Annotated in this window: 19 protein-coding genes; 15 read left to right on the forward strand and 4 right to left on the reverse strand. The window is 67.5% G+C overall.

Going from position 1 to position 25,155, the window contains the following annotated elements:
* Nucleotides 1–108: 108 nt before the first annotated feature.
* On the forward strand, nt 109–1,410 hold the full coding sequence (locus ACLJQ7_RS00515) for a hypothetical protein (RefSeq protein ID WP_410646086.1): 1,302 nt from the start codon (nt 109–111) through the stop codon (nt 1,408–1,410).
* A gap of 50 nt (nt 1,411–1,460) precedes the next feature.
* Here the strand turns inward: ACLJQ7_RS00515 and ACLJQ7_RS00520 are convergent, their stop codons facing one another.
* The 4 genes from ACLJQ7_RS00520 to ACLJQ7_RS00535 are packed head-to-tail and all read right to left on the reverse strand — an operon-like array spanning nt 1,461 to nt 6,006.
* Nucleotides 1,461–2,864: a GH1 family beta-glucosidase gene (locus ACLJQ7_RS00520; RefSeq protein WP_410646986.1), complete on the reverse strand. Its 1,404-nt coding sequence runs from the start codon at nt 2,862–2,864 to the stop codon at nt 1,461–1,463.
* Nucleotides 2,865–2,866: 2 nt separating this feature from the next.
* Entirely contained in the window at nt 2,867–3,724 is an 858-nt protein-coding gene (locus ACLJQ7_RS00525) for a carbohydrate ABC transporter permease (protein WP_410646087.1), read from the reverse strand.
* Complete coding sequence (locus ACLJQ7_RS00530; protein ID WP_410646088.1) at nt 3,721–4,701, reverse strand: carbohydrate ABC transporter permease; 981 nt, start codon at nt 4,699–4,701, stop codon at nt 3,721–3,723. Before ACLJQ7_RS00530 ends, ACLJQ7_RS00525 begins: the two co-directional genes overlap by 4 nt.
* A gap of 3 nt (nt 4,702–4,704) precedes the next feature.
* Nucleotides 4,705–6,006 (reverse strand): extracellular solute-binding protein, encoded by a 1,302-nt coding sequence (locus ACLJQ7_RS00535; protein ID WP_410646089.1) that lies wholly within the window; start codon nt 6,004–6,006, stop codon nt 4,705–4,707.
* Nucleotides 6,007–6,185: 179 nt separating this feature from the next.
* Here ACLJQ7_RS00535 and ACLJQ7_RS00540 point away from each other — a divergent pair, with 179 nt between their 5' ends.
* From ACLJQ7_RS00540 to ACLJQ7_RS00605, 14 genes are all read left to right on the forward strand, one after another.
* On the forward strand, nt 6,186–7,232 hold the full coding sequence (locus ACLJQ7_RS00540) for a LacI family DNA-binding transcriptional regulator (RefSeq protein ID WP_410646090.1): 1,047 nt from the start codon (nt 6,186–6,188) through the stop codon (nt 7,230–7,232).
* Nucleotides 7,233–7,340: 108 nt separating this feature from the next.
* Entirely contained in the window at nt 7,341–8,354 is a 1,014-nt protein-coding gene (locus tag ACLJQ7_RS00545; RefSeq protein WP_410646091.1) for a LacI family DNA-binding transcriptional regulator, read from the forward strand.
* Between the two features lie 77 nt (nt 8,355–8,431).
* The gene (locus tag ACLJQ7_RS00550) at nt 8,432–9,403 is read left to right on the forward strand and encodes an ABC transporter substrate-binding protein (RefSeq protein WP_410646092.1); all 972 of its coding nucleotides are present in this window, start codon (nt 8,432–8,434) and stop codon (nt 9,401–9,403) included.
* A gap of 22 nt (nt 9,404–9,425) precedes the next feature.
* Nucleotides 9,426–10,928 (forward strand): sugar ABC transporter ATP-binding protein, encoded by a 1,503-nt coding sequence (locus ACLJQ7_RS00555; protein WP_410646987.1) that lies wholly within the window; start codon nt 9,426–9,428, stop codon nt 10,926–10,928.
* Nucleotides 10,925–11,962: an ABC transporter permease gene (locus tag ACLJQ7_RS00560; protein ID WP_410646093.1), complete on the forward strand. Its 1,038-nt coding sequence runs from the start codon at nt 10,925–10,927 to the stop codon at nt 11,960–11,962. The genes ACLJQ7_RS00555 and ACLJQ7_RS00560 overlap by 4 nt, the downstream gene beginning before the upstream one ends.
* Nucleotides 11,959–12,942 (forward strand): galactofuranose ABC transporter, permease protein YjfF, encoded by a 984-nt coding sequence (gene yjfF, locus ACLJQ7_RS00565; RefSeq protein ID WP_410646094.1) that lies wholly within the window; start codon nt 11,959–11,961, stop codon nt 12,940–12,942. Before ACLJQ7_RS00560 ends, yjfF begins: the two co-directional genes overlap by 4 nt.
* A gap of 295 nt (nt 12,943–13,237) precedes the next feature.
* Nucleotides 13,238–14,911 carry a ribulokinase gene (gene araB, locus ACLJQ7_RS00570; protein WP_410646095.1) on the forward strand — a complete coding sequence of 558 codons (1,674 nt, stop codon included), beginning with the start codon at nt 13,238–13,240 and terminating at the stop codon, nt 14,909–14,911.
* Nucleotides 14,908–15,594 (forward strand): L-ribulose-5-phosphate 4-epimerase, encoded by a 687-nt coding sequence (locus ACLJQ7_RS00575; protein ID WP_410646096.1) that lies wholly within the window; start codon nt 14,908–14,910, stop codon nt 15,592–15,594. The genes araB and ACLJQ7_RS00575 overlap by 4 nt, the downstream gene beginning before the upstream one ends.
* Nucleotides 15,591–17,096 (forward strand): L-arabinose isomerase, encoded by a 1,506-nt coding sequence (gene araA, locus ACLJQ7_RS00580; protein ID WP_410646097.1) that lies wholly within the window; start codon nt 15,591–15,593, stop codon nt 17,094–17,096. Before ACLJQ7_RS00575 ends, araA begins: the two co-directional genes overlap by 4 nt.
* Nucleotides 17,097–17,122: 26 nt before the next feature.
* Nucleotides 17,123–18,250, forward strand: a complete 1,128-nt coding sequence (gene chvE, locus ACLJQ7_RS00585) for a multiple monosaccharide ABC transporter substrate-binding protein (RefSeq protein WP_410646098.1) — start codon at nt 17,123–17,125, stop codon at nt 18,248–18,250.
* Between the two features lie 4 nt (nt 18,251–18,254).
* Nucleotides 18,255–19,778, forward strand: coding sequence for a multiple monosaccharide ABC transporter ATP-binding protein (gene mmsA, locus ACLJQ7_RS00590; protein ID WP_410646099.1), 1,524 nt, complete (start codon nt 18,255–18,257; stop codon nt 19,776–19,778).
* 3 nt (nt 19,779–19,781) lie between these two features.
* Nucleotides 19,782–21,029: a multiple monosaccharide ABC transporter permease gene (gene mmsB, locus ACLJQ7_RS00595; RefSeq protein WP_410646100.1), complete on the forward strand. Its 1,248-nt coding sequence runs from the start codon at nt 19,782–19,784 to the stop codon at nt 21,027–21,029.
* Between the two features lie 127 nt (nt 21,030–21,156).
* The gene (locus tag ACLJQ7_RS00600; protein ID WP_410646101.1) at nt 21,157–23,691 is read left to right on the forward strand and encodes an alpha-L-arabinofuranosidase C-terminal domain-containing protein; all 2,535 of its coding nucleotides are present in this window, start codon (nt 21,157–21,159) and stop codon (nt 23,689–23,691) included.
* A gap of 2 nt (nt 23,692–23,693) precedes the next feature.
* Entirely contained in the window at nt 23,694–25,151 is a 1,458-nt protein-coding gene (locus tag ACLJQ7_RS00605) for a family 43 glycosylhydrolase (protein WP_410646102.1), read from the forward strand.
* The last annotated feature ends 4 nt before the right edge of the window (nt 25,152–25,155 follow it).

Consider the following 25,155-nt stretch of genomic DNA (forward strand, 5'->3'; position numbering starts at 1 on the left):
TTCCCGGTGATCGGTAATCGTGTGGTCCGAATCATATTCATTGAGGGCGGAGACGAGGACTTCTAATGTTCTCGATGGCCATTACTCGACCTGGGAGGTTTTCCGCTGATGTCGAATGCCGGAACCCGAAGACGAATCGCGACCACGGTGACCGCGCTGGGGGCGTTCGCCCTGGTCGCACCACCGGCGCAAGCCGCCGAAACCGTCGTTCCCTGTGACTCCGCCGCGCTGGTCCGGGCCGTCGCCGAGGCCAACGCCACTTCCGCGCCGGACACGTTGTCCCTGGCGGCGAAATGCGTGTACACGCTCACCTCGGTCGCCGATGCCACCTGGAAGGCCGGACTGCCTTCCATCGAAGGAAAGCTGACTGTCAACGGTAATCACGCCACCATCGAACGCGCCAAGGACGCGCCCCGATTCCGGATCATCAACAATTGGGGCGACCTGACCCTCAACGAAGTCACGATCGCGGGCGGGCACGCTGCCGACGGTGTCGGGATCGGTTCCTCCGGCTATGCGAATCCGGGCGAGTCCGGCGGCGGAATCAACAACTGGGGTCCGCTGACCATCATCGACAGCGTCATCAGCGGCAACACCGCCGGCTCCGGTGCGCCGGGCGCAGACGCCACGGCCACCACCAGTGCCGGTGCCGGCGGCTCCGGAGGCTCCGGCGGCGGGATCTCCTCCTACTCTTCCGTTCCGACGACGTTGACGATCACCCGCACCTCGATCAGCGGCAACGCCTCCGGCTCCGGTGGCCCTGGCGGAAACGGAGTGGCCGCCAAATCGGGTGGCTCGGGCGGCTACGCCGGCTTCGGCGCCGGTGTCGACGTGCTCAGAGGCAGCGTCCTTCGGATCACCGACGGCTTCGTCACCGGCAACAGTGCCGGGAGTGGCGGCAAGGGCGGCACGGGAGGTGCGGAAGGCGGCGGAGCCGGACACGGCGGCAGCGGCGGCACGGGCGGCGGCCTGATCATGTCGACCAGCCGCGGTGTGCTGCAGAATCCGGTCATCACCCGCACCACCATCACCGGCAACCTGGCGGGACGCGGCGGCGATGCCGGCGTCGCGGGGCCGAGCGGGTACTCCGGGTTCTCCGGTTACGGAGGTCGAGGAGGCGGGCTCAGTGTGTTCGACGACAGTCTGACACTCGACGGCGGGACGGTCAGCGACAATGCGGCGGGCGAACCTGGGGCCGGCCGGTACCCGACTCCCGCTTCCGGCGGCGGCATTCATACGCTCGGCGGACGCGTCGCCCTGGTCAACGGGGCCGTGGTGAGTGGCAACCGGCCGGACAACTGCACTTCCACCGCGGATGTGCCTGGTTGCGTCAACGACTTCAGTGCCTTCGGCGCCGACGGTCAAGACCGGCGGGCCGCCGCGGAACGCGTCGAGCGCTCCCGCGCGTAGAGGTCGGGAAAGGGCCGTTCAGGATGAAAAGTGCCTGAACGGCCCTGTCTTCAGCTCAGCCCGTTGAGACTGATCGCCCGGGCGTACCAGAGCGCACTCTGTTTCGGCGTCCGCCGCTGCGTCGTGTAATCGACGTGGACGAGCCCGAACCGCTTGCCGTACCCCTCGGCCCACTCGAAGTTGTCGAGCAGCGACCAATAGAAATAGCCGCGCAGGTCGACGCCCGCCTCGATCGCGTCGTACGCGGCGCGCAGATGCGAGTCGAGGAAGGCGATCCGATCGGTGTCCGCGATGTCCCCGCCGATCAGCGCGTCCGGATAGGACGCGCCGTTCTCGGTGATGTACAACGGGATCGGCCGATAGTCGCGATGGACCCGGACGAGGCACTCGGTGAGCCGCGAGGGCTGGACCTCCCAGCCGGAGTCGGTGCGGGGCGCCGCTTCGTCGGGCACGAAATGGACGTCGGGGGAGCCGAGCCAGTCGGCGCCCGCCGGTTCACTGCCGGGCAGCGGGGTGCCCGCGACCTGGTAGCCGCGGTAGTAGTTGATGCCCAGCCAGTCGATCGGAGCGGCGATCGTCGCGAGGTCGCCGTCCCGCACCAGCTCTCCGATGCCGAGCGGCGCCAGATCGGTCAGCAGGTCCTCGGGGTAGGAGCCGCGGAGTACCGGGTCCAGGAACAGCCGGTTCTGCAGGCCGTCGATCCGGCGCGCGGCTTCGGAGTCCACAGTGGACGAGGGATCGACCGCCGACACCGGGTACAGGTTCAGCGTGATCCCCGACGACGCGGCCGGTGTGTGCCGCCGCAGGACGTCCATCGCCAGTCCGTGTCCGAGCAGCAGGTGGTGCGCGGCCGCGACGGCGGCGCGGGGTTCCTGCCTGCCGGGTGCGTGGATCCCCCGCGCGTAACCCAGCATCGCGGCGCACCACGGCTCGTTCAGGGTCGACCAGCGCGGCACCCGATCGCCCAGGCGTGCCACGACCGTTTCGGCGTATTCGGCGAACCGGAAGGCGGTCTCGCGTGCCGCCCAGCCACCCCCGTCTTCCAGCGACTGGGGGAGATCCCAGTGATACAGCGTCGCCCATGGCTCGACTCCGGCGTCGAGAAGCTTGTCGACGAGCCGGTCGTAGAACTCGAGGCCGCGCGGGTTCGGCGTGCCGCCGTCGGGTCGGATCCGCGGCCACGACAGCGAGAACCGGTACGCGCCGAGCCCGAGCCGCCGCATCAGATCGACGTCTTCGGCATAACGCCGGTAGTGGTCGGCGCCCGGCTCCCCGGTGTCGCCGCCAACGACGGCGCCGGGACGGCGGGCGAAGACGTCCCAGATCGAGTCGGTCCGGCCGTCGGCGGCCGTCGCCCCTTCGACCTGGAAGGCCGCGGTGGCGGCGCCCCACACGAATCCGGGCGGGAACTCCAGCGCGGTCTTCGCCCGGACACTGTCGGGATGAGCGGACATGGTCACCCTTTCACGGCACCTTGCATGATCCCGGCCACGATCTGGCGGCCGAGGAGGAGGAAGACGATGAGGATCGGGATGGTGGCCAGGGTGGTCCCGGCCAGCACCAGCGAATAGTCGACGTAGTAGCCGCTCTGCAGCTTCTCCAGCGCCAGCTGGACGGTGGGGTTGCCGGCGTCCAGCACCACGAGCGGCCAGAGGAAGTCGTTCCACGAAGTCATGAACGTGAACATCGCCAGGATGGCCGCCGCCGGCCGGACCGCGGGCAGACAGACGTTCCAGAAGATCCGGATCATGCTGCAGCCGTCGACGCGCGCCGCCTCGATCAGTTCGTACGGTACGGCGTCCACTGTGTACTGACGCATCCAGAAGACGCCGAACGCGGTCACCAGGTTGGGCACGATCACCGACTGCAATCCGCCCGCCCAGCCGAACTCGGACATCGCCATGAACAGCGGGATGATGCCGAGCTGGATCGGTACGGCGAGGGTGATCACGATGAACACGAACAGCCCGTTCCGCCCGCGGAACCGCAGTTTGGCGAAGGCGAACCCGGCCAGCGACGAGAACAGCACCGTGGTGAGGGTGACCGTGCCGGACACGATCAGGCTGTTCGCGAGCGCCTTCCAGAACGGCACGGTGTCGAACACCCTCGCCGCGTTGGCGAAGAAGTTCCCGCCGGGCAGGAACGGCGGGACCCGTTCGGTGAGCATCCCGCTGTCCCGGCTGGCGACCAGGAACGACCAGTAGAACGGGAAAAGCGAGCCCAGCACGAAGATCGCGAGCACGACGTAGGTCGCCCTGCGCGGCTTGCCCAGCGCCGAAACGCTTCGCTTGAGTCCACTGTGGATAACCGTCATTTCTTCTTCACCGCCGTGAGCCTGCCGGTGAGGAAGAAGTTCACCAGCGCGATCAGCACGATGATCACGAACAGCACCCACGCGATCGCCGAGGCATAACCGAGTTCGTAGTTCTCGAAGGCCGTTTGGTACAGGTAGAGCGTCACGGTCTGGAACTGGTTGGACGAGCCGCCGTTGTTCGACCCCGGCATGGCGTCGAACAGCTTGGGCTCGGTGAAGATCTGCAGACCGCCGATCGTCGAGGTGATCGTGACGAAGATCAGCGTCGGCTTCAGCAAGGGGAGCGTGATGCTGAAGAACCGGCGTGCGGCGCCCGCGCCGTCGATCAGCGCGGCCTCGTGCAGTTCCTTCGGGATGGCCTGCATCGCCGCGAGCACGATCAGCGCGTTGTACCCGGTCCAGCGCCAGTTCACCATGATCGCGATCGCGGCGTGGCTGCTGAACCGGCCCGCCTGCCAGTCGACCGGATCCAGCCCGATCGTCTGCAGCAGACCGTTGACCAGCCCGTACTTCGGCCCGAACAGGTTCGCGAAGATGATCCCGAGCGCCACCAGGCTGGCGGCGTAGGGGAGCAGGACGCCGACGCGCCAGCCGGTCGCCCCGCGGAGCCGGGCGCTCAACAGCGCCGCCAGGAGGACCGCGATGATCAGCTGCGGAACGCTGGAGAGCAGGAAGATGCTGACGGTGTTCTCGAGCGCGTTCCAGAACTGCGTGTCGGCGAACAACTCCTTGAAGTTGTCCAGTCCGATGAAAACGGGGTTGTCGTCACCCGCCTCCCAGCTGAACAGGGACACGTACGCCGTGTAGAGCAGCGGGAACAGCCCGACGATCCCGAACACGACGAAGAACGGGGCGATGTAGAGGTACGGCGAGACCTTGACGTCCCACCGGCTCAGCCGATGGCGGAGGGTGGGCCGGGGCGACGTGCGCACCCCGGCCCTCTCCTTGTCCGGCGCGATCTTGTCGACGACGGTCATCGGTCAGCGCGTGATCTTCTTCGCGGCGTCGAGCAGTTGCGTCCAGCCCTCGTCCGCGGACTTGCCCTGTTCGACGGCCTGCAGTGCCGGGCTCGACGCGTTCTCCTGGATCTGACCGTCGCCGGGGCCCTTGTACTGGGGCTTGGCGACCTTCTTCGCCTGCTCGGCGAACAGCCGGCCGATCTTGGCGCCGCCGAAGTAGGCGTCGGTCTCGCTCAGCAGCGCCTGGTCCTCCAGCGCCTTGACCTGGCTGGGGAAGGTGCCCTTCGCCTTGAACGCCTTGATCTGCTGCTCGGGCGCGGTCAGCCAGGCGGCGAGTTCGGCCGCCTCCTTCGGGTGCTTCGACTGCGTGGGCACGGTCAGGTACGAGCCGCCCCAGTTCCCGCCGCCACCGGGGAAGGCCGCGGTGACCGCCCATTTGCCCGCGTTCTCAGGACCGGAGTGCTCCTCGATCACGCCGAGCATCCACGCGGGGCACACCTTCGTGGCGAAGGCGCCCTGCTTGAAGCCGGAGTTCCACTCGTTGCTGAACGCGGTCAGCTTGGCCGACTGTCCTTTCGCGACAGCGCCGGTCACCTTGGTCCAGGCGTCCTTGATGCCCTGGTTCGATTCCAGCGCCGGCTTGTCGTCGTTGCCGATGTAGCCGGTGGGGAGCTGGTTGACCATGGCGTTGAAGTTCTGCGCGGCCGAGTCGAACCACGCCTTCCCGCCGGTCTTGGCGACGTACTGGTCGCCGGCGGCGAAGTAGCTGTCCCAGGTCGCGAACAGCGGCTTGACCGCTTCGGGATCGGACGGCAGACCCGCCGCTTCGAGCATGTCCTTGCGGTAGCACATCGCCAGCGGGCCGATGTCCGTCCCGTAACCGATGACCTTGCCGTCCTTGGTCTTCGCCGCGTCGTACTTCCAGCCGAGCCAACGGCCGGGGGAGGCCTCCGCCGGGCCGATCTTGGGCAGGTCGTTGAACTTCGAGCCCTTGTCGAGAACGTTCGACAGATGCCCTTCCTCGACGGCGGTGACGTCGGCGAGGCCGGACCCCGCGGCTAGTTTCGTGATCAGATCCTGGTGGTACGGCCCACCCTGACCGGTCTTGCGGTGGGTGATCTTGATGTTCGGATGCAGTCGCTCGTACTCGGGGATGAGCTCCTCGTAGCCGAATTCGGTGAACGTCGCCAGTGACAGCTCGACCTTCGCGTTCGGGTCGGACGCGGCGGGGGTTCCGCCGTCGTCACCGCCGCACGCCGCCAGGCCGAACGCCGTCATCGTGATACCCAGTGCCAGCACCAGGCCGTTCCGGATGCTTCTCACGTCGTGTCCCTCGCTGATGGGGTGGGGAGAAAATGGGAGCGCTCCCAGGATGCGCCGAGTCTGTCGCCAAGGTATGGCGGTGTCAAGAGCTTGTAATGAGAGTGTTTCCATCAGGGGAGCGCTCTCAGTGTCGCCGCCCGCCGAGCACTAAGCTGTCGGTGTCCGGATGGAGCTGAAGAGTGAAGGTGGCGCGGGTGGGGCCTCGACCAGAGGAAGACGGCAGGCCGACGCTGGAGGACGTCGCCGCGTCCGCCGGGGTCAGCCGGTCGACGGCGTCCCGTGCGCTGAACGACGACGGCTACGTCAGCGCGCGTTCCCGCGAGAAGGTCCAGGCCGCGGCCCGCGAACTCGGCTATTCCCCGAACCAGGCGGCCAGATCGCTGGTGACCAGGCGGACCGGTGCGGTCGCGGTCGTGCTCTCGGAGCCGGAGGCGCGGCTGCTCGACGACCCGTACCGCACCGCGGTCATGCGCGCGGGCTATCGCGAACTCGCCGACGTCGGCTGCCAGATGGTCTTGATCTTCAGTGACACCCGCGACGATCTCGACCGCACGGTCCGGTTCCTCGACGGCGGGCACGTCGACGGCGTGCTGGTCTTCGCCCCGCACCGGACCGATCCGCTGCCCAAGGCGCTGCGGCAGTTGAGGATCCCGGTCGTGTACGGCGGGCAGGCGGCCGGGCTGAAACGCGGTGTCCACGTCGTCGACTTCGACAACGAGGGCGGCGCGAAGCTCGCGGTCGCGCATCTGGTCGAGGCAGGCCATCGCCGGATCGCCACGATCGCGGGTCCGCAGGACCAGAGCGCGGCGATCGACCGGCTCTCCGGCTGGCGCAAAACCCTCCTCGACGCCGGACTCGACCCGGCAGACCTGATGGAGGAAGGCGACTTCACCCTGACCGGCGGCGCGAAGGCGATGTCGAACCTGCTCGCGCGGCGCCCCGACCTCGACGCCGTCTTCGTGGCCAGCGACATGATGGCCCTCGGCGCGCTCCGGACCCTGCATTCCGCCGGACGGCGGATCCCGTCGGACGTCGCCGTCGTCAGCTTCGACGACAACGCGACCCTCGCGCCGGAGATGGACCCACCGCTGACGTCGGTCCACCAGGACCCGCGCGAACAGGTGCGCGTGATGGTCGAGACCCTGCTCGCGGTGATGGACGACCGGGATCTCAAGCCCCGCCAGCGGATCTTGCCGGTCTCGCTCACGCATCGCGCCTCCAGCTGACTCCGGTCTCCGTGACCCGACTGTGACTCGGGGAGCGCTTGACCCGGATCGTGTTATCGCTAACACTTGCGGCACTCGTCACACGGTACCGGGATTGGGAGACAGGCGATGGCGCGCGAAACCACCGAGAGCAAGCAGGCCAGTCTCACCGACGTGGCCGCGCTCGCGGGGGTTTCGCATATGACGGTCTCGCGGGTCATCAACGGCACCGGGCCGGTCCGCGCCGAGACGCGCGTCCGGGTCAACGCCGCCATCGAGCAGCTGGACTACCGGCCGAACTCGGTCGCCCGCGCGCTGGTCACCGGCCGCTCGGGCACGCTCGGCGTGGTCGCGCTGGAGGCGAACCTCTACGGTCCGGCCAGCACCTTGAGCGGCATCGAGCACGCCGCCCGCGAAGCCGGCTACGCGACGACCATAACCAGCATCAGCCGTCCGGGCCGGTCGTCGATCGCGGACGCGGTGGAGCGCCTGCGCCGCCAGGCCGTCGAGGGCATCGTCGTGATCGCGCCGCACGTCACCGCCGCACGCGCGCTGGAGGCGGCGCCCAGCGACGTGCCGCTCGTCGCGGTCGGCGGCGGGGAGAAGGCGCCGGTCCCGGTGATCACGGTCGACCAGTACGACGGCGCGCGGCGCGCCACCGAGCACCTCCTCGGCCTCGGCCACGAGACGGTCTGGCATGTGGCCGGACCCGAAGACTGGCTGGAGGCGCTCGACCGCGAACGTGGCTGGCGCGAAACCCTGCAGCGGCACGGCGCGCGGATCCCGCCCGTCATCCGCGGCGACTGGAGCGCTCGGTCCGGGTACGCGGCGGGGCGGTCTCTCGTCGGCGAACAGGGGCTCGACGCGGTGTTCGTGGCGAACGACCAGATGGCCCTCGGTTTTCTCCGTGCCTGCACCGAAGCCGGGGTGAACGTGCCGGGGGAGATGCGGATCGTCGGCTTCGACGACGTTCCCGAGGCGGCCTACTACACGCCGCCGCTGACGACGGTGCGCCAGGACTTCGTCGAAGTCGGGAGGCGCACGTTCGACCTGCTCCGCCGCCGGATGAACGGTGGTGAGGACCGAGATCGCGAGCTGGTGGTCCCCGAACTGATCGTGCGGGAGAGTACCGGTCTTTCGTAGCACCCCGAGCCGTTTCCAGAGCTCAGGCGTAAGTGTTAACGCTAACTCAACTGATCAGTGCGGATCTAGGAGTCGATGTGGCGAGAAAACCGTGGACGGCGATCGTGGCCGGAGTGGCCGGGCTGCTCCTGCTCTCCGCGTGCGGCGGTGGCGGCGGTACGGGTGGCGGCGGCGCCCTCACCCTCGGCTTCGCCCAGGTGGGCGCGGAAAGCGGCTGGCGCACGGCGAACACGAAGTCGATCCAGGAGTCCGCGAAAGCGGCCGGGATCGAGCTGAAGTTCTCCGACGCCCAGCAGAAGCAGGAGAACCAGATCGCGGCGATCCGGTCCTACATCCAGCAGAAGGTGAAGGTGATCGCCTTCTCTCCGGTCGTGGAATCCGGCTGGGACACCGTGCTCAAGGAGGCGAAGACGGCGAACATCCCGGTGATCCTCACCGACCGGGCCGTCGACTCGCCGGACAAGACGCTGTACAAGACCTTCCTCGGTTCGGACTTCGTCGCCGAGGGCAAGAAGGCGGGCGAGTGGCTGGCCAAGGAGTTCGGCTCGGCGGCGGGCGACGTCAGCATCGTGGAACTGCAGGGCACCACCGGTTCCGCGCCGGCGAACGACCGCAAGAAGGGTTTCGCGGACGTCATCGCGTCGAACCCGAAGTTCAAGGTCGTCGCGTCGCAGACCGGTGAGTTCACCCGGGCCAAGGGCAAGGAGGTCATGGAGGCCTTCCTGAAGTCCCAGCCCAAGATCGACGTGTTGTATGCCCACAACGACGACATGGCCCTCGGCGCCATCGAAGCGATCGAGGCGGCAGGGAAGGCGCCCGGCAAGGACATCAAGATCGTCTCGGTCGACGGCGTCCGCGACGCCCTGCAGGCACTGGCCGACGGCAAGATCAACCACGTCGTCGAATGCAACCCGCTGCTCGGCCCGCAGCTGATGGATCTGGTGAAGAAGGTCGCCGCCGGCGAGCAGGTGCCCCCGCGCATCGAGACCACCGAGACCGAATTCGCCCAGGCCGCCGCGAAGGCCGCGCTGCCGCAACGCCAGTACTGAGCCGATGACAGAACCCCTCGCGATGCTGCGGATGAGTCATATCCGGAAGGAATTCCCCGGCGTGGTCGCCCTCGACGACGTGTCCTTCCGGATGTTCCCCGGCGAAGTGCACGCCCTCATGGGTGAGAACGGCGCCGGCAAGTCCACCCTGATCAAGGTGCTCACCGGCGTGTACGGGGTGGACTCGGGCACGATCGAACTCGACGGCTCCCGGGTCGCGTTCAGCGGCCCGGGCGAAGCGCAGCGCTCCGGCGTGAGCACCGTCTACCAGGAAGTGAACCTCTGCCCGAACCTGTCGGTGGCGGAGAACATCTGCCTCGGCAAGGAGCCGCGACGGCGCGGGCGCATCGACTGGCGTGAGACACGTCGCCGGGCGGCCTCGCTGCTGGCCAGGCTGGACGTCGAGGTGGACGTTTCGGCCGAGCTGAGCAGCTGCTCGATCGCGGTGCAGCAACTTGTCGCGATCGCCAGGGCGCTCGACGTCGACGCGCGTGTCCTCGTGCTCGACGAACCGACGTCCAGTTTGGACGCCGGCGAGGTCGAGCAGCTGCTGAACGTGGTGCGTTCGCTGCGGGATCAAGGGATGGCGGTCCTGTTCGTCTCCCATTTCATCGAGCAGGTCTTCGCCGTCGCGGACCGGATGACGGTGCTGCGCAACGGCAAGCTGATCGGTGAGTACCGCACGGAGGAGATCACCCCGGTCGACCTGGTCACCAGGATGATCGGCAAGGAACTCGAGGCCCTCGAAGACATCGAGGACGCGGGCCACAGCCGGTCCGACCTCGCCGGAGCGCCGGTGTTCCTCGAAGCGGGCGACGTCGGCCGCAAGGGCGGTGTCGCGCCGTTCTCGCTCGACATCCGGTCGGGTGAGGTCGTCGGTCTCGCCGGTCTGCTCGGTTCGGGCCGCACCGAACTGGCGCGGCTGCTGTTCGGCGCCGATCACGCCGACAGCGGTTCCGTGCGGATCGACGGTGAGCCGGTGTCGTTGAAGACGCCGCGGACCGGACTCGACCACCGCATCGCGTTCTGCTCGGAGAACCGCAAGACCGAAGGCCTCGTCGAGGAACTCACCGTGCGCGAGAACATCGTGCTCGCGTTGCAAGCTTCGCGGGGCTGGGCGCGGCCGATCCCGCGGCGGCGGCAGGACGAGATCGCCGAGCGCTACATCGCGATGCTCGACATCCGGCCCGCGAACGCCGAAGCGAAGGTCGGAGACCTGAGCGGCGGCAACCAGCAGAAGGTCCTGCTCGCGAGGTGGCTCATCACCGAACCGCGGTTGCTGATCCTCGACGAGCCGACGCGCGGCATCGACATCGGCGCCAAGACGGAGATCCAGCGGCTCGTCGCCCGGCTCTCGCGTGAGGGGATGGCCGTCGTGTTCATCTCCGCCGAACTCGAGGAGGTGCTGCGGTTGAGCCACCGGGTCGTCGTGCTGCGTGACCGCTCGGTGGTCGCCGTACTGGACAACGAATCGCTGACCGCGGACCGCGTCATGGCGACGATGGCCGAAGGAGTCGCACGATGACCAAGCATCGCTTGTTCTGGCCCGTCGCCGCGCTGCTGGCGCTGCTGCTCGGCGACCTCATCGTCCATCCGGCGTTCTTCGCGATCGAGTTCCGCGACGGACATCTCTACGGGAACCTGATCGACATCCTCAAGAACGGCGCCCCGCTGATCCTCATCGCGATCGGCATGACCCTGGTGGTCGCGACGCGGGGGATCGACCTCTCCGTCGGCGCGGTCGTCGCGATCAGCGGCGCGCTCGCCTGTCTGCACATCAGCGGACTCGGCGACCAGAACAGCCTCGGCGGGACGCTCGCCGCGGTCGGGATGGCACTGGGGCTGGCCCTCGCGCTCGGCGTGTGGAACGGCTGGCTGGTGGCGGTCCTGGGCATCCAGCCGATCATCGCGACACTGATCCTGATGGTCGCGGGCCGCGGTATCGCCCAGCTGATCACCGGTGGCCAGATCATCACCGTCAATTCGCATCCCTACGAGTGGATCGGCAGCGGGTTCACCTTCGGCCTGCCCAGCGCGATCCTCATCGCGCTGGCGGTGTTCGCCATCGCGGCGGTGCTGGTCCGCCGGTCGGCGCTGGGCCTGCTGGTCGAATCGGTGGGCGGCAACCCGGAGGCGGGCAGGCTCGCCGGGCTCCGGTCGTCCCGGCTGATCTGGCTCACCTACGTCTTCTGCGCGCTCTGCGCCGGCATCGCCGGACTGATGATCAGTGCGAACGTGCACAGCGCCGACGGCAACAACGCCGGGCAGTTCATCGAACTGGACGCGATCCTCGCCGTCGTCATCGGCGGGACGCTGCTGACCGGTGGCCGGTTCTCGCTCACCGGATCGGTGATCGGCGCACTGCTCATCCAGACGTTGACGACCACCGTCTACGCGCTCGGCATCGCGCCGCAGGCGATCATGCTGTTCAAGGCCGTGGTCGTGCTGGCGGTCTGCCTGCTGCAGTCGCCGGTGTTCCGCAAGAAGCTCGCCAGGCGGCGGAAGACGGCCCCGCCGCCTGCCGCCGTCGTGCCGGAGAAGGTGGAGGCCGGGGTATGACGACCCTCGACCGCATCAAGGGCTATCGGCCGCGGCAGCGGCATCTGCCGATCCTGGCGACGATGGCGATGCTCGTCGGCGCCTACATCTACGGCGCTTCGAGCTACACGGCGTTCGGCTCCGGACAGGTCGTGCTCGACCTGTTCATCAACAACGCCTTCCTGCTGGTCGTCGCCGTCGGGATGACGTTCGTGATCCTCACCGGCGGGATCGACCTGTCGGTCGGCTCGGTGGTGGCGCTGTCCACTGTGGTCTCCGCCGACCTGCTGCAGAACCAGGGCTGGCCGGTTTTCGCGGTGATCCCCGCGGTCCTGGCGATCGGCGCGGCGCTGGGTTTCGGGATGGGCGTGCTGATCCAGGTCTTCGAGATCCAGCCGTTCATCGCCACGCTCATCGGGATGTTCTTCGCCAGGGGGCTCTGCTACACGATCAGCACCCAGGCGTACTCGATCGACGATCCGACGGTCGCGAGCCTCGCGCAGACGCAGATCCCGCTCGGCGGGGAGCTGCACATCTCGATCGGCGTGGTCGTCGCGCTCGTCGTGGTCGCGGCCGCCGTGTATGTCCTTTACGGAACGCGGTTCGGCCGGACGGTCTACGCGATCGGCGGCAACCCGAAGTCGGCGCTGCTGATGGGCTTGAACGTCGGCCGGACGCGGATCTCGGTCTACACGCTCAGCGGGTTCTGCTCGGCGCTCGGTGGCCTGCTCCTGGTGCTGTACAAGTCTTCCGGCGATCCGCTCAACGGCGTCGGCCTGGAACTGACCGCGATCGCGGCCGTCGTCATCGGTGGCACGCTGCTCACCGGCGGTTCCGGCTACGTCCTCGGGACGGTGCTCGGGATCATGGTGCTGGGCATCATCCAGACCCTGATCACCTTCGACGGCACGCTGAACTCCTGGTGGACCTCGATCATCACCGGCGCGCTGCTGTTCGCCTTCATCGTCTTGCAACGCCTCGTCGGCAGGCGAGCCTCATGAGGGGAAGGTCGATGTTTCTCGTGCCATTCCCCGGGCTCCCGGTCCGGGCCAGGCGTTGCGAAAGCCACTTTCGCAACCTTCAACGTTGCGAAAGTGGCTTTCGCAACCTCCTCGTCGCGGGAGCCGCCCTCGACTGACAGCGTGGGCGCTCCTTGCCAGGTGATCCGGCCGGAGACACGTGAGTTAAGCCTTCAAACACGTGAGTTACGCCTTCAATCACGAGAGTTACGGCTTCAAACACGCGTGATCGTGGTTCTCGGCCAGAAATGTGAACGCTAACAATGCGGGAGAAGAAGTGAGTACAGGGGAGCCGCTGGTCGTCGGCGTCGACTTCGGGACGCTGTCCGGCCGGGCCGTCGTCGTCCGTGTCCGCGACGGCGCGGAACTGGGCAGCGCGGTCTCGGAGTACCGGAACGGCGTGGTCGACCGGATCCTGCCCGAGACCGGGCACGGTCTGCCACCGGACTGGGCGCTGCAGGTGCCGTCGGACTACGTCGACGTCCTCCGCACCGCCGTGCCGGAAGCCGTCCGGGCCGCCGGCGCCGATCCCGCCGACGTGATCGGCATCGGCACCGACTTCACCGCCTGCACGATGGTGCCGACCACGGTCGACGGCACGCCGTTGTGCGAACTGCCGGACTTCGCCGGGAATCCGCACGCCTATGTGAAGCTGTGGCGGCACCATTCCGCGCAGCCGCAGGCGGACCGGATCAACGCGCTGGCACGCAAGCGTGGCGAGTCGTGGCTCCCGCGCTACGGCGGGCTGATCTCCTCGGAATGGGAGTTCGCCAAGGCGCTGGAGGTCTTCGAAGAGGCGCCCGAGGTCTACGACCGGATGCGGCACTGGGTCGAGCTCGCTGACTGGATCGTCTGGCAGCTCACCGGGACCTACGTCCGCAACGCGTGCACCGCCGGGTACAAGGGCATTCTCCAGGACGGCCACTACCCGAGCGCTGAATTCCTGGAAGAGCTCGCGCCCGGCTTCGGGTCCTTTGTGGACGACAAGCTCGTGCATCCGCTGGGCGCTCTCGGCGCCAAGGCGGGAAGCCTGAGCGCCCAGGCCGCGGAATGGACCGGGCTGCCGGAAGGGATCGCGGTCGCCGTCGGCAACGTCGACGCGCATGTCACCGCACCCGCCGTCCAGGCCGTGGAGCCGGGGCAGATGGTCGCGATCATGGGCACCTCCACCTGCCACGTGATGAACGGTGCCGAACTGCGCGAGGTGCCGGGCATGTGCGGCGTCGTCGACGGCGGGATCGTTTCCGGGCAGTGGGGTTACGAGGCGGGCCAGAGCGGCGTCGGTGACATCTTCGCGTGGTTCGTCGAACACGGCGTTCCGTCGTCCTATGTGGACGACGCCAGGGAAGCCGGGATCTCCGTCCACGAACTGCTCACCCGGCTCGCCTCGGTACAGGAGATCGGTGAGCACGGTCTCGTCGCGCTCGACTGGCACAGCGGGAACCGGTCGGTACTGGTCGACCACGAACTGTCCGGCGTCGTCGTCGGGCAGACGCTCGCGACCCGTGCCGAGGACGCCTACCGCGCGTTTCTGGAAGCGACCGCGTTCGGCACCAGGACCATCATCGAGACCTTCGACGGCGCCGGGGTGCCGGTCACCGAACTGATCGTCGCCGGTGGCTTGGTCAAGAACCCCCTGCTGATGCAGATCTACGCCGACGTCACGAACCTGCCGCTTTCGGTGGCCGGTTCGGCGCAGAGCCCCGCGCTGGGTTCGGCGATCCACGCCGCCGTCGCCGCCGGAGCGCATCCGGACGTTCCGGCCGCGGCGCTCGCGATGGGCTCGGTCCGCCGCGCGGTCCACCGGCCGATCGCCGAGAACGTAAAGGCCTACAACGACCTCTATGCCGAGTACGCCGCGCTGCACGACTACTTCGGCCGCGGGACCAACGACGTCATGCACCGGCTCGCCGCCCGTCGCCGTGCCGCCAGGAAAGGACAGCACCGATGAGCCTCGCCGTGGAGATCACGGACACCTTCGAAGAACTGCGGGACACCGTCGCGCGGCTGCACAGCGAGCTGACCCGGTACGAACTGGTCATCTGGACCGCGGGCAACGTGTCGGCGCGCGTACCCGGACACGACCTGATGGTGATCAAACCGTCCGGCGTGTCCTACGGGCACCTGACCGCCGACACGATGGTCGTCACCGACCTGTACGGCGAAGTCGTCCACGGTGACCTGGCGCCGTCTTCGGACACGGCCGCGCACGCGTACGTCTATCGGCACATGCCGGAGGTCGGCGGTGTCGTCCACACGCATTCGACCTACGCCACCGCCTGGGCGGCGCGCGGAGAACCGATCCCGTGCGTGCTCACGATGATCGCGGACGAGTTCGGCGGGGAGATCCCGGTCGGACCGTTCGCGCTGATCGGTGACGACTCGATCGGCCGGGGCATCGTCGAGACGCTGCGGTCCAGCCGCTCGCCCGCGGTGCTGATGCGCAACCACGGCCCGTTCACCGTCGGCCGCACCGCACGGGACGCGGTCAAGGCCGCGGTCATGGTCGAGGACGTCGCGAAGACCGTCCACATCGCTTCCGCGCTGGGAACGCCGGAACCACTGTCCGGACAGGACGTGGACCGGCTCTACGCGCGCTACCAGAACGTCTACGGCCAGCAGGGAGAGAAGTGAGCACACAACGCAAGACCGAGGTCTGGTTCCTCACCGGGAGCCAGGCGCTCTACGGCGAGGAGACCCTCGAACAGGTCGCGGGCCAGTCGTTGCAGATCCAGCGGATGCTGGCCGACACCGGCCGGATCTCGGCCGGGATCGTCGCGAAGCCGGTGCTGACCGAGCCGTCGGCGATCCGGCGCGTGATGCTCGAGGCGAACGCGGACGACGCCTGTGTCGGCGTGATCGCGTGGATGCACACGTTCTCGCCGGCCAAGATGTGGATCACCGGGCTCGACGCGCTGCGGAAACCCTTGCTGCATCTGCACACCCAGCTCAACGAGGCGCTGCCGTGGCAGTCCATCGACATGGACTTCATGAACCTGAACCAGGCCGCGCACGGCGACCGCGAGTTCGGTTACATCCAGACCCGGCTCGGGGTGCCGCGCAAGACCATCGCCGGGCACGCGGCGGATCCCTCGGTCGCCGACCGGGTCGACGCCTGGGTCCGCGCGGCGGTCGGCCGGCAGACGATCGGCTCGCTCAAGCTCGCGCGGTTCGGTGACAACATGCGCGACGTCGCGGTCACCGACGGGGACAAGGTCGAGGCGGAACTGAAGTTCGGCGTCTCGGTGAACACCTACGGCGTCAACGAACTCGTCGCGCTGGTCGACGCGGTGCCCGGCGCCGAGGTCGACACCCTCGTCGAGGAGTACGCCGAGTCGTACGCGCTCGCGCCGGAGCTGACGAAGGCGGGGGAGCGGCACGAATCGCTGCGGTACGCCGCCCGGATCGAGCAAGGCCTCCGTACGTTCCTGACGGACGGTGGGTTCGGCGCGTTCACCACGAACTTCGAGGATCTCGGTGGCCTGCGGCAACTCCCCGGTCTCGCGGTGCAACGCCTGATGGCCGACGGCTACGGCTTCGGCGGCGAGGGCGACTGGAAGACGTCCGCGCTGCTGACCGCCGTCAAGGCGATGGGCCGAGACTCCGAACGCGGAACGTCCTTCATGGAGGATTACACCTACCACTTCGGCCCTGGCGAACCGAAGATCCTCGGCGCGCACATGCTCGAGGTCTGCCCTAGCATCGCCGCCGCCAAGCCTTCGTGCGAGATCCACCCGCTCGGTATCGGCGGCCGCGAGGATCCCGTCCGGCTGGTGTTCGACGCCGCCGCCGGCGACGCCGTCGTGATCGGCCTCGCCGATCTCGGCGATAGGTTCCGCTTGGTGGCCAACGAGGTCGAGGTCGTCGCGCCGGACGAACCGCTGCCGAATCTGCCGGTCGCGCGCGCGGTGTGGAAGCCGTCGCCGTCGCTGGCGACGTCCGCCGAGGCGTGGATCACCGCGGGCGGGCCGCACCACACGGTGCTCACGCAGGCCGTCGGCGCCGAAACGATCCGGGATTTCGCCACCATGCTCGACGTCGAACTGCTGGTGATCGACCAGACCACGACACCCGCTTCGATCGCCGACCGGATGCGCTGGAACCAAGCCTATTACCGGCTCGCACAAGGATTCTGATCGGTCCCCACCGGAGAGAAGGAACAATGAAGTTCACGAAACTGGCCACGGTGGCCGTGGCGGTCGGCCTCGGTGCCGCGCTGACGGCCTGCGGTTCGAGTGAGAAGACCGGCGATCAGCAGGCGGCCGCGAGCGGTGCCGCCGGTGGTCTGGTCGGCGTCACGATGCCGACCAAATCGTCGGAGCGCTGGATCCACGACGGTGACAACATCAAGGCGGCACTGGAAAAGCTGGGCTACCAGGTCGACCTGCAGTACGCCGAGGACGACATCCCCACCCAGGTGAACCAGATCGAGAACCAGATCACCAAGGGCGCGAAGCTGCTCGTGATCGCCTCGATCGACGGCACCGCGATCACCACCCAGCTGCAGCAGGCCGCGGACAAGAAGATTCCGGTCATCGCCTACGACCGGCTGATCCGCAACACCCCGAACGTCGACTACTACGCGACCTTCGACAACTTCAAGGTCGGCGTGCAGCAGGCGACGTCGCTGCTCACCGGGCTCCAGGTGCTCAAGGAGGACGGTTCGCCCGGTGAGGGCAAGGGGCCGTTCAACGTCGAACTCTTCGCGGGCTCGCCGGACGACAACAACGCGACGTTCTTCTTCAACGGCGCCATGTCGGTGCTGAAGCCGTACCTGGACAACGGGACGCTGGTCGTCAAGAGCGGCCAGACCGCGTTCAACGTCGCGGCGATCCTGCGCTGGCAGGCGGCGACCGCGCAGCGGCGGATGGAAGACCTGCTGACCAAGACCTACAGCTCCGGCGACAAGGTGCAGGGCGTGCTCTCGCCGTACGACGGGCTCTCGATCGGCATCCTCTCGGCGCTGAAGAGCAACGGCTACGGCACCCCGGGCCAACCGTACCCCGTGGTCACCGGGCAGGACGCCGAGGTCGCGTCGGTGAAGTCGATCATCGCGGGCGAGCAGTACTCGACGATCTTCAAGGACACCCGCAAACTCGCCGAGACCACGGTCAAGATGGCCGACGCGGTGCTCAAGGGCGGCAAGGCCGAGGCCAACAACACGACTGACCACAACAACGGCCAGAAGGTCGTCCCGGCATTCCTGCTGGAATCGGTGATCCTCAACAAGGGGAACTACCAGAAGGAACTCATCGACTCGGGCTACTACAAAGCGGAACAGCTGAGGTAGCGACGTGACCGACGAAATCCTTCGGATGCGGGGGATCACCAAGACCTTCCCCGGTGTCAAGGCGCTGCAGGACGTCAACCTGTCGGTGCGCCGGGGAGAGATCCACGCGATCTGCGGCGAGAACGGCGCGGGCAAGTCCACGCTGATGAAGGTGCTCTCGGGCGTCTACGCGCACGGCTCGTACGACGGCGAGATCGTCTTCGACGGCGAGCCGTGCGCGTTCTCCGCGATCCGCGACAGCGAACGCCGCGGGATCGTGATCATCCACCAGGAACTCGCGCTGTGCCAGCAGCTGTCCATCGCGGAGAACATCTTCCTCGGCAACGAGAAGGCACGCGGCGGGCTGATCGACTGGAACCGGACGAACCAAGAGGCGGGCGAGCTGCTGCGGCGCGTCGGCCTGTGGGAGAACCCGGTGACGCCGGTGCTCGACATCGGTGTGGGCAAGCAACAGCTGGTGGAGATCGCCAAAGCACTGTCCAAAGAGGTCAAACTGCTGATCCTGGACGAGCCGACGGCGGCGCTGAACGACGACGATTCGGCGCATCTGCTCGAACTGCTGCGCGGCCTGCGCGACGACGGCGTCACCTGCGTTTTGATCTCGCACAAGCTCAACGAGATCGCCGCGATCGCGGACTCGATCACCATTCTGCGCGACGGCAGGACGATCGAGACGCTCGACGCGAGCACGGTGACCGAAGACCGGATCATCGCCGGGATGGTCGGCCGGAAACTGGAGAACCGGTTCCCGCCGAGGGAACCGCGGATCGGTGACGAGGTTCTCCGGATCGAGGACTGGACCGTGCACAGCCCGACGCAACACGGCCGGGTGGTCGTGGACGGCGCGAGCCTGACGTTGCGGCGCGGCGAGATAGTCGGGCTCGCGGGACTGATGGGCGCCGGACGGACCGAACTCGCGATGAGCGTGTTCGGCCGCTCGTACGGCAAGGACATCTCCGGACGCCTGATCAAGGACGGCAAGGAGATCGAGGTGCGCACGGTCGGCGACGCCGTCGCCAACGGGATCGCGTACGCCACCGAAGACCGCAAACGGTACGGGCTCAACCTCATCGAGGACATCCAGCGCAACATCTCCGGCGCGGCACTGGGCAAACTCGCCCGTCGCGGCTGGGTGGACGAGAACGAAGAACACCGTGTCGCCGAGGAATTCCGCAAGAGCATGAACATCAAGGCACCGGACGTGCGCAGCGTGACCGGCACGCTCTCCGGTGGCAACCAGCAAAAGGTCGTGCTGTCCAAATGGATCCTCACCGATCCGGACGTGCTGATCCTCGACGAGCCCACCCGCGGCATCGACGTCGGCGCGAAGTACGAGATCTACACGATCGTCAACCGGCTCGCCGACGAGGGGAAGGCCGTCCTGGTCATCTCGTCCGAGCTGCCGGAATTGCTCGGTCTGTGCGACCGGATCTACACGTTGTCGGCGGGCCGGATCACCGGTGAGGTCGGCCGGGCCGAGGCCACCCAACAGGTCCTCATGCGGGCGATGACCAGGGAACAGGAGTAAGACATGAGCACCGCCTCCGCCGCCACCGTCACCGGTGTCGGTGACCAGCAGGGAGCCGGACAGGCCAGGGCGCCGCGCCGGATCTCGTTCAACCCGCGCGAGAGCGGCATCTACGTCGCGTTCGCGCTGATCGTCGTGTTGTTCTCGATTCTCACCGGCGGCGCGCTGCTGGAACCGCAGAACATCTCGAACCTGATCGTGCAGAACTCGTACGTGCTGATCCTCGCGATCGGCATGATCCTGATCATCATCGCCGGGCACATCGATCTGTCGGTCGGGTCCGTGGTGGCGCTGACCGGCGCGATCTCGGCCGTGCTGATGGTGAACATGGGCATGACGTGGCCGGTCGCGCTGCTGATCACGCTGGCCGTCGGCGCGGTGATCGGGGCGTGGCAAGGGTATTGGGTCGCCTACTTCGGCATCCCCGCGTTCATCGTGACGCTGGCGGGAATGCTGATCTTCCGTGCCCTGACGCTCACCGTGCTCGGGAACCAGGGGATCGGCCCGTTCCCGGACGAGGTGCGGACGCTGGCGAACGGATTCACCGGCGGTTATCTCGGCAACATCGGGCTCGGCCCGCTCGGCGGTGCCGACGTGGTCAGCCTGTTGCTGGGTGCCCTGGCCATCGCGGGCGCGGTCGTCTCGCGGTGGCGCAAGCGGACGGCACGGCTGAACTACCTGCAGGAGGTGGACCCGCTGCCGATGTTCCTGCTGAAGATCGTCGCGGCGGCCGCCGTCGTGCTGTTCGTGGTGGTGCAGCTGGCGCGGTACAAGAACCTGCCATGGGTGCTGATTCTGCTGTCCGTGCTGGTGATCGGCTATTCGCTGGTGACGACGCGCGCGGTGTTCGGCCGCCACATCTACGCCATCGGCGGGAACCTCCAGGCCGCGACGCTGTCCGGGGTGAAGGTCAAATCCGTGACCTTCTGGATCTTCGTCAACATGGGCGTGCTCTCCGCGCTCGCCGGCATCATCGTGGCCGGGCGGCTCAACCAGGCCGGACCGACCGCGGGCAACATGTTCGAACTCGACGCGATCGCCGCGGCGTTCATCGGCGGCGCCGCGGTGCAGGGCGGGGTCGGCAAGGTGGTCGGCGCGATCACCGGCGGCCTGATCATGGGCGTGATCAACAACGGCATGTCCCTCATCGGCGCGCCGACCGAGAGCGTGAACTTGGTCAAGGGTTTCGTGCTGCTCGCCGCCGTCGCCTACGACATCTGGACCAAACGGCGGGCCCGTACCGCCGCCTGAGGTGAGGCCGAGAGGTTGCGAAAGCCTCTTTCGCAACCTTCAACGTTGCGAAAGTGGCTTTCGCAACGCGGCCCGCGGTCCATACGCAGTTTCAGGGTTTCCTCGCAAAGAAGCGAAAGGAAGTGCTGTGCGCAGTAGGTCAATCCGGATCGGTGTGTTGTCCCTGACCATCGCCGCCGGTGTCCTCGTGCCCGTTCAGACCGCTTCGGGCCAGGCACCGACGACCGACTACAACCTCGCCGTGGACGCGGCGGGACGCGGTGCCACGATCGACCGTTCGATGTACGGCGTCTTCTTCGAGGACATCAACCGCGCCGCGGACGGCGGGCTGTACGCGGAACTCGTGCAGAACCGCTCCTTCGAGTACGACAAGGCCGACAACGCGTCGTACACGCCGTTGACGTCGTGGGCGCCCACATCGCTCAACGGCGGAACCGGTACGGCGACGGTGGCCGACGACGACCGGAGGCTCAACGAGCGGAATCGCCGCTATCTCAAGCTCGAACTCACCCGAGGCGAGTACGGCGTCGCGAACTCCGGTTACAACTCGGGCATCCGGGTCGAGAAGGGCAAGCAGTACGACTTCTCGGTGTTCGCCAGGACCGATCGCGCGGCGGGCACCCCGCTCACAGCCGCCGTCACCGATCCGGCGGGCAAGGCAGTCGCCGACCCCTTGCGGGTGCAGGTCCGCGGCGACGGCTGGGTGAAGTACACCGGCGCCTTCCGGGCGCGGGAGTCGAGCGCGCTGGGCAGGCTCGCGCTGACCGCGTCCGGCGGCGGGACGCTGCGGCTGGACATGGTGTCGCTGTTCCCGCGCGACACCTACAAGAACCGGGCAGGCGGTATGCGGGCCGACCTCGCGGAGAGGATCGCCGCGCTCAAACCCGGTTTCGTGCGCTTCCCCGGCGGATGCCTCGTCAACACCGGCAGCCACCAGGGTTACGAGGCGCCGAACTGGGAGCGGAAGCGTTCGTACCAGTGGAAGGACACCATCGGCCCGGTCGAGCAGCGGGCCACGAACGCGAACTTCTGGGGCTACAACCAGTCCTACGGCATCGGCTATCACGAGTACTTCCAGTTCTCCGAGGACATCGGCGCGATGCCGCTCCCGGTGGTGCCGGCGCTGGTCACCGGCTGCGGGCAGAACAAGGCGACCGACGATCCGGCGCTGCTGCGGCGGCATATCCAGGACACGCTCGACCTGATCGAGTTCGCCAACGGACCGGTCACCTCGACCTGGGGCAAGAAGCGGGCCGAAATGGGGCATCCGGCGCCGTTCAACCTGACGCATGTCGGCGTCGGAAACGAGGAGAACCTGCCCGACGAGTTCTTCGCCCGCTTCACCGAGTTCCGCAAGGCGATCGCGGCGAAGTACCCGGGGATCACGGTGATCAGCAACTCGGGACCGGACGACACCGGCACGACGTTCGACCGGCTGTGGGACCTGAACCGGAAAGAGAAGGTCTCGATGGTCGACGAGCATTACTACAACAGTCCACAGTGGTTCCTGCGGAACAACCAGCGCTACGACACCTACGACCGCACCGGCCCGAAGGTGTTCCTCGGTGAATACGCGTCGCTGGACAACAAGTTCGGGAACGCGCTGGCCGAGGCCGCGTACATGACCGGGCTGGAGCGGAACGCCGACGTCGTCAAGCTCGCGTCGTACGCGCCGCTGCTGGCGAACACCGACTACGTGCAGTGGAAACCGGACATGATCTGGTTCGACAACCAGCGTTCGTGGGCTTCGGCCAGTTACGAGACGCAGAAGCTGTTCATGACCAACGTCGGTGACCACGTCGTCCCGAGCAGGGTGTCGGCGACGCCGGCCACGGTCGCGCCGATTTCGGGCGCGATCGGACTGTCCACCTGGGCGACGAGCGCGGCCTACGACGACGTCAAGGTCACGTCGGCCGACGGCGCGCAGCTGTTCTCGGACGACTTCTCCGGCGACGACTCGCGCTGGTCGAAGGTGGCCGGACGGGGTACCTGGGCGGTGTCGAACGGGGTGTACGTCCAGTCGGACCAGGCCGCCGAGAGCACCTTGGTGACCGCGGGTGATCCCTCGTGGAGCAACTACGACTTCTCGGTGAAGGCGACGAAGACCGGCGGCAGGGAAGGCTTCCTGGTCGCGTTCGGCGTCAAGGACACCGGCAACAACTACTGGTGGAACCTTGGCGGCTGGAACAACACCGTCTCCGCCGTCGAGAAGACCGAGGGCGGCGGCAAGCAGACCCTGCTCCAGAACGACACCAAGATCGAGACCGGCAAGCAGTACGACCTGCGGGTCGAGGTGCGGGGCCGTCAGGTGACGCTGTTCCTCGACGGACAGAAGTGGGGCTCGTTCACCGACGACAAGGTCGCCGAACCGTTTCGGCAGGTCGTCACCCGCGACGTCAAGACCGGCGAACTCGTGGTCAAGGTCGTCAACGCCCAGGCCTCGGCCGCCCGGACCCGCGTCGCTCTCGGCACCCGTGTCCAGCCGGGTTCGACCGCCCGCGTGACGACGCTGCAGGGCTCACCGGACGACGTCAACACGGCTTTCAGCACGCCGATCGCGCCCCGTGAATCGCGGTTCTCCGGCGTGTCGAACAGCTTCACCTACACGTTCCCGCCGAACTCCGTGACCTTCCTGCGGTTCCCGGCCCGAGTGAGGGGATGACCATGACCATCGACCGTCGTGACCTGTTCAGAGCCGGAGGGGGGCTCCTGGCCGTCACCGCCGTCGGCAGCCTGGTGCCGGGTACGGCCCAGGCCGCCGAAGCCGCTCCCACGTCGTTGACCACCCGGAATCCGCTGGTCGAACAGCGGGCCGATCCGTTCATCACCCGCCCGGTGAACGGGATGTACTACCTGACGGGTTCGGTGCCCGAGTACGACCGCATCGTCGTGCGCGGCGCCGCCACGATCGACGGCCTGGCCACCGCCAGGGAGACCACGATCTGGCGACGGCCCTCGTCCGGGAAGATGGGCGGCCACATCTGGGCGCCGGAACTGCACCGGATCGACGGGCGCTGGTACTTCTACTTCGCCGCGGGTGACTCCGATGACGTGTTCCGCATCCGGACCTACGTGCTGGAGTCCACTTCGGACGATCCGCGCGCGGGTACGTGGGTGCCGCGCGGGCAGATGGTGACCGAATGGGACACCTTCACCCTCGATTCGACGACGTTCGAGCATCGCGGCAAACGCTATTTCGCTTGGGCACAGAGCGAACCCGGGATCGCGACCAACAGCAACCTGTACCTCGCCGAGATGGCCTCGCCGCTGGCGCTCAAGGGTGATCCCGTCCGGCTCGCGGTGCCCACGCTGCCGTGGGAGATCCAGGGGTTCAAGGTCAACGAGGGGCCGGCGGTGCTCATCCGCAACGGGCGGGTGTTCATGACCTATTCGGCGAGCGCCACCGACGCCCGCTACTGCATGGGCTTGCTGACCGCGGACGAACGTTCGGACCTGCTCGACCCGCGTTCGTGGACGAAGTCACCGCAGCCGGTGTTCACCACGAACGAGGCCACCCGGCAGTACGGTCCCGGGCACAACTCGTTCACCGTCGCCGAGGACGGCTCGGACGTGCTCGTGTACCACGCCCGCGACTACCGCGACATCACCGGCGATCCGCTGTACGACCCGAACCGGCATACCCGCGTACAGCGGCTGTACTGGAACGAGGACGGGACCCCGAGTTTCGGTGTCCCGGTCGGCAAAGGCGGTCCTTGTGTGCGGCTGTCCCCGGTGGACGATCCGGCGTTGTACGTGCGGCACTACGAGTACCGGCTGACCGCCGACGGCAACGTTCGCGAACTCGCCGACTCGCAGTTCCGGATCGTCGCGGGGTTCCGCGGCGCGGGAACCGTCGCCCTGCAGTCGGTGAACTTCCCGGACCGGTATGTCCGGGTCGTGGATCCGGCGACCGTACGGATCGATCCGTACGACGAGAGCGACGCGTACGGGCGGGCGGCGAGTTTCACCCAGGTGCCGGGCCTTTCCGACCGGCTGGCGGTGTCGTTCCGCCTTGCGGGTGAACCTGCCACCTATTTGGCCTACGACAAGGGAAGGATCTTGGTCTTCCGTCCCGGTGCCGCGGTGCGGGATCGTCAACGGGTCAGCTTCCGGCTCAGCTGAACTC

This window comes from Amycolatopsis sp. cmx-4-54, assembly GCF_046548895.1.
Lineage (GTDB): Bacteria > Actinomycetota > Actinomycetes > Mycobacteriales > Pseudonocardiaceae > Amycolatopsis.

Coding starts and splice junctions, on each gene's coding strand:
- ACLJQ7_RS00525 (WP_410646087.1), bottom strand. CDS start 3,724: ATGACGGTTATCCACAGTGGACTCAAGCGAAGCGTTTCGGCGCTGGGC.
- ACLJQ7_RS00545 (WP_410646091.1), top strand. CDS start 7,341: ATGGCGCGCGAAACCACCGAGAGCAAGCAGGCCAGTCTCACCGACGTG.
- ACLJQ7_RS00575 (WP_410646096.1), top strand. CDS start 14,908: ATGAGCCTCGCCGTGGAGATCACGGACACCTTCGAAGAACTGCGGGAC.
- ACLJQ7_RS00560 (WP_410646093.1), top strand. CDS start 10,925: ATGACCAAGCATCGCTTGTTCTGGCCCGTCGCCGCGCTGCTGGCGCTG.
- ACLJQ7_RS00530 (WP_410646088.1), bottom strand. CDS start 4,701: ATGACCGTCGTCGACAAGATCGCGCCGGACAAGGAGAGGGCCGGGGTG.
- yjfF (WP_410646094.1), top strand. CDS start 11,959: ATGACGACCCTCGACCGCATCAAGGGCTATCGGCCGCGGCAGCGGCAT.
- ACLJQ7_RS00555 (WP_410646987.1), top strand. CDS start 9,426: ATGCTGCGGATGAGTCATATCCGGAAGGAATTCCCCGGCGTGGTCGCC.
- ACLJQ7_RS00605 (WP_410646102.1), top strand. CDS start 23,694: ATGACCATCGACCGTCGTGACCTGTTCAGAGCCGGAGGGGGGCTCCTG.
- ACLJQ7_RS00520 (WP_410646986.1), bottom strand. CDS start 2,864: ATGTCCGCTCATCCCGACAGTGTCCGGGCGAAGACCGCGCTGGAGTTC.
- chvE (WP_410646098.1), top strand. CDS start 17,123: ATGAAGTTCACGAAACTGGCCACGGTGGCCGTGGCGGTCGGCCTCGGT.
- mmsB (WP_410646100.1), top strand. CDS start 19,782: ATGAGCACCGCCTCCGCCGCCACCGTCACCGGTGTCGGTGACCAGCAG.
- ACLJQ7_RS00515 (WP_410646086.1), top strand. CDS start 109: ATGTCGAATGCCGGAACCCGAAGACGAATCGCGACCACGGTGACCGCG.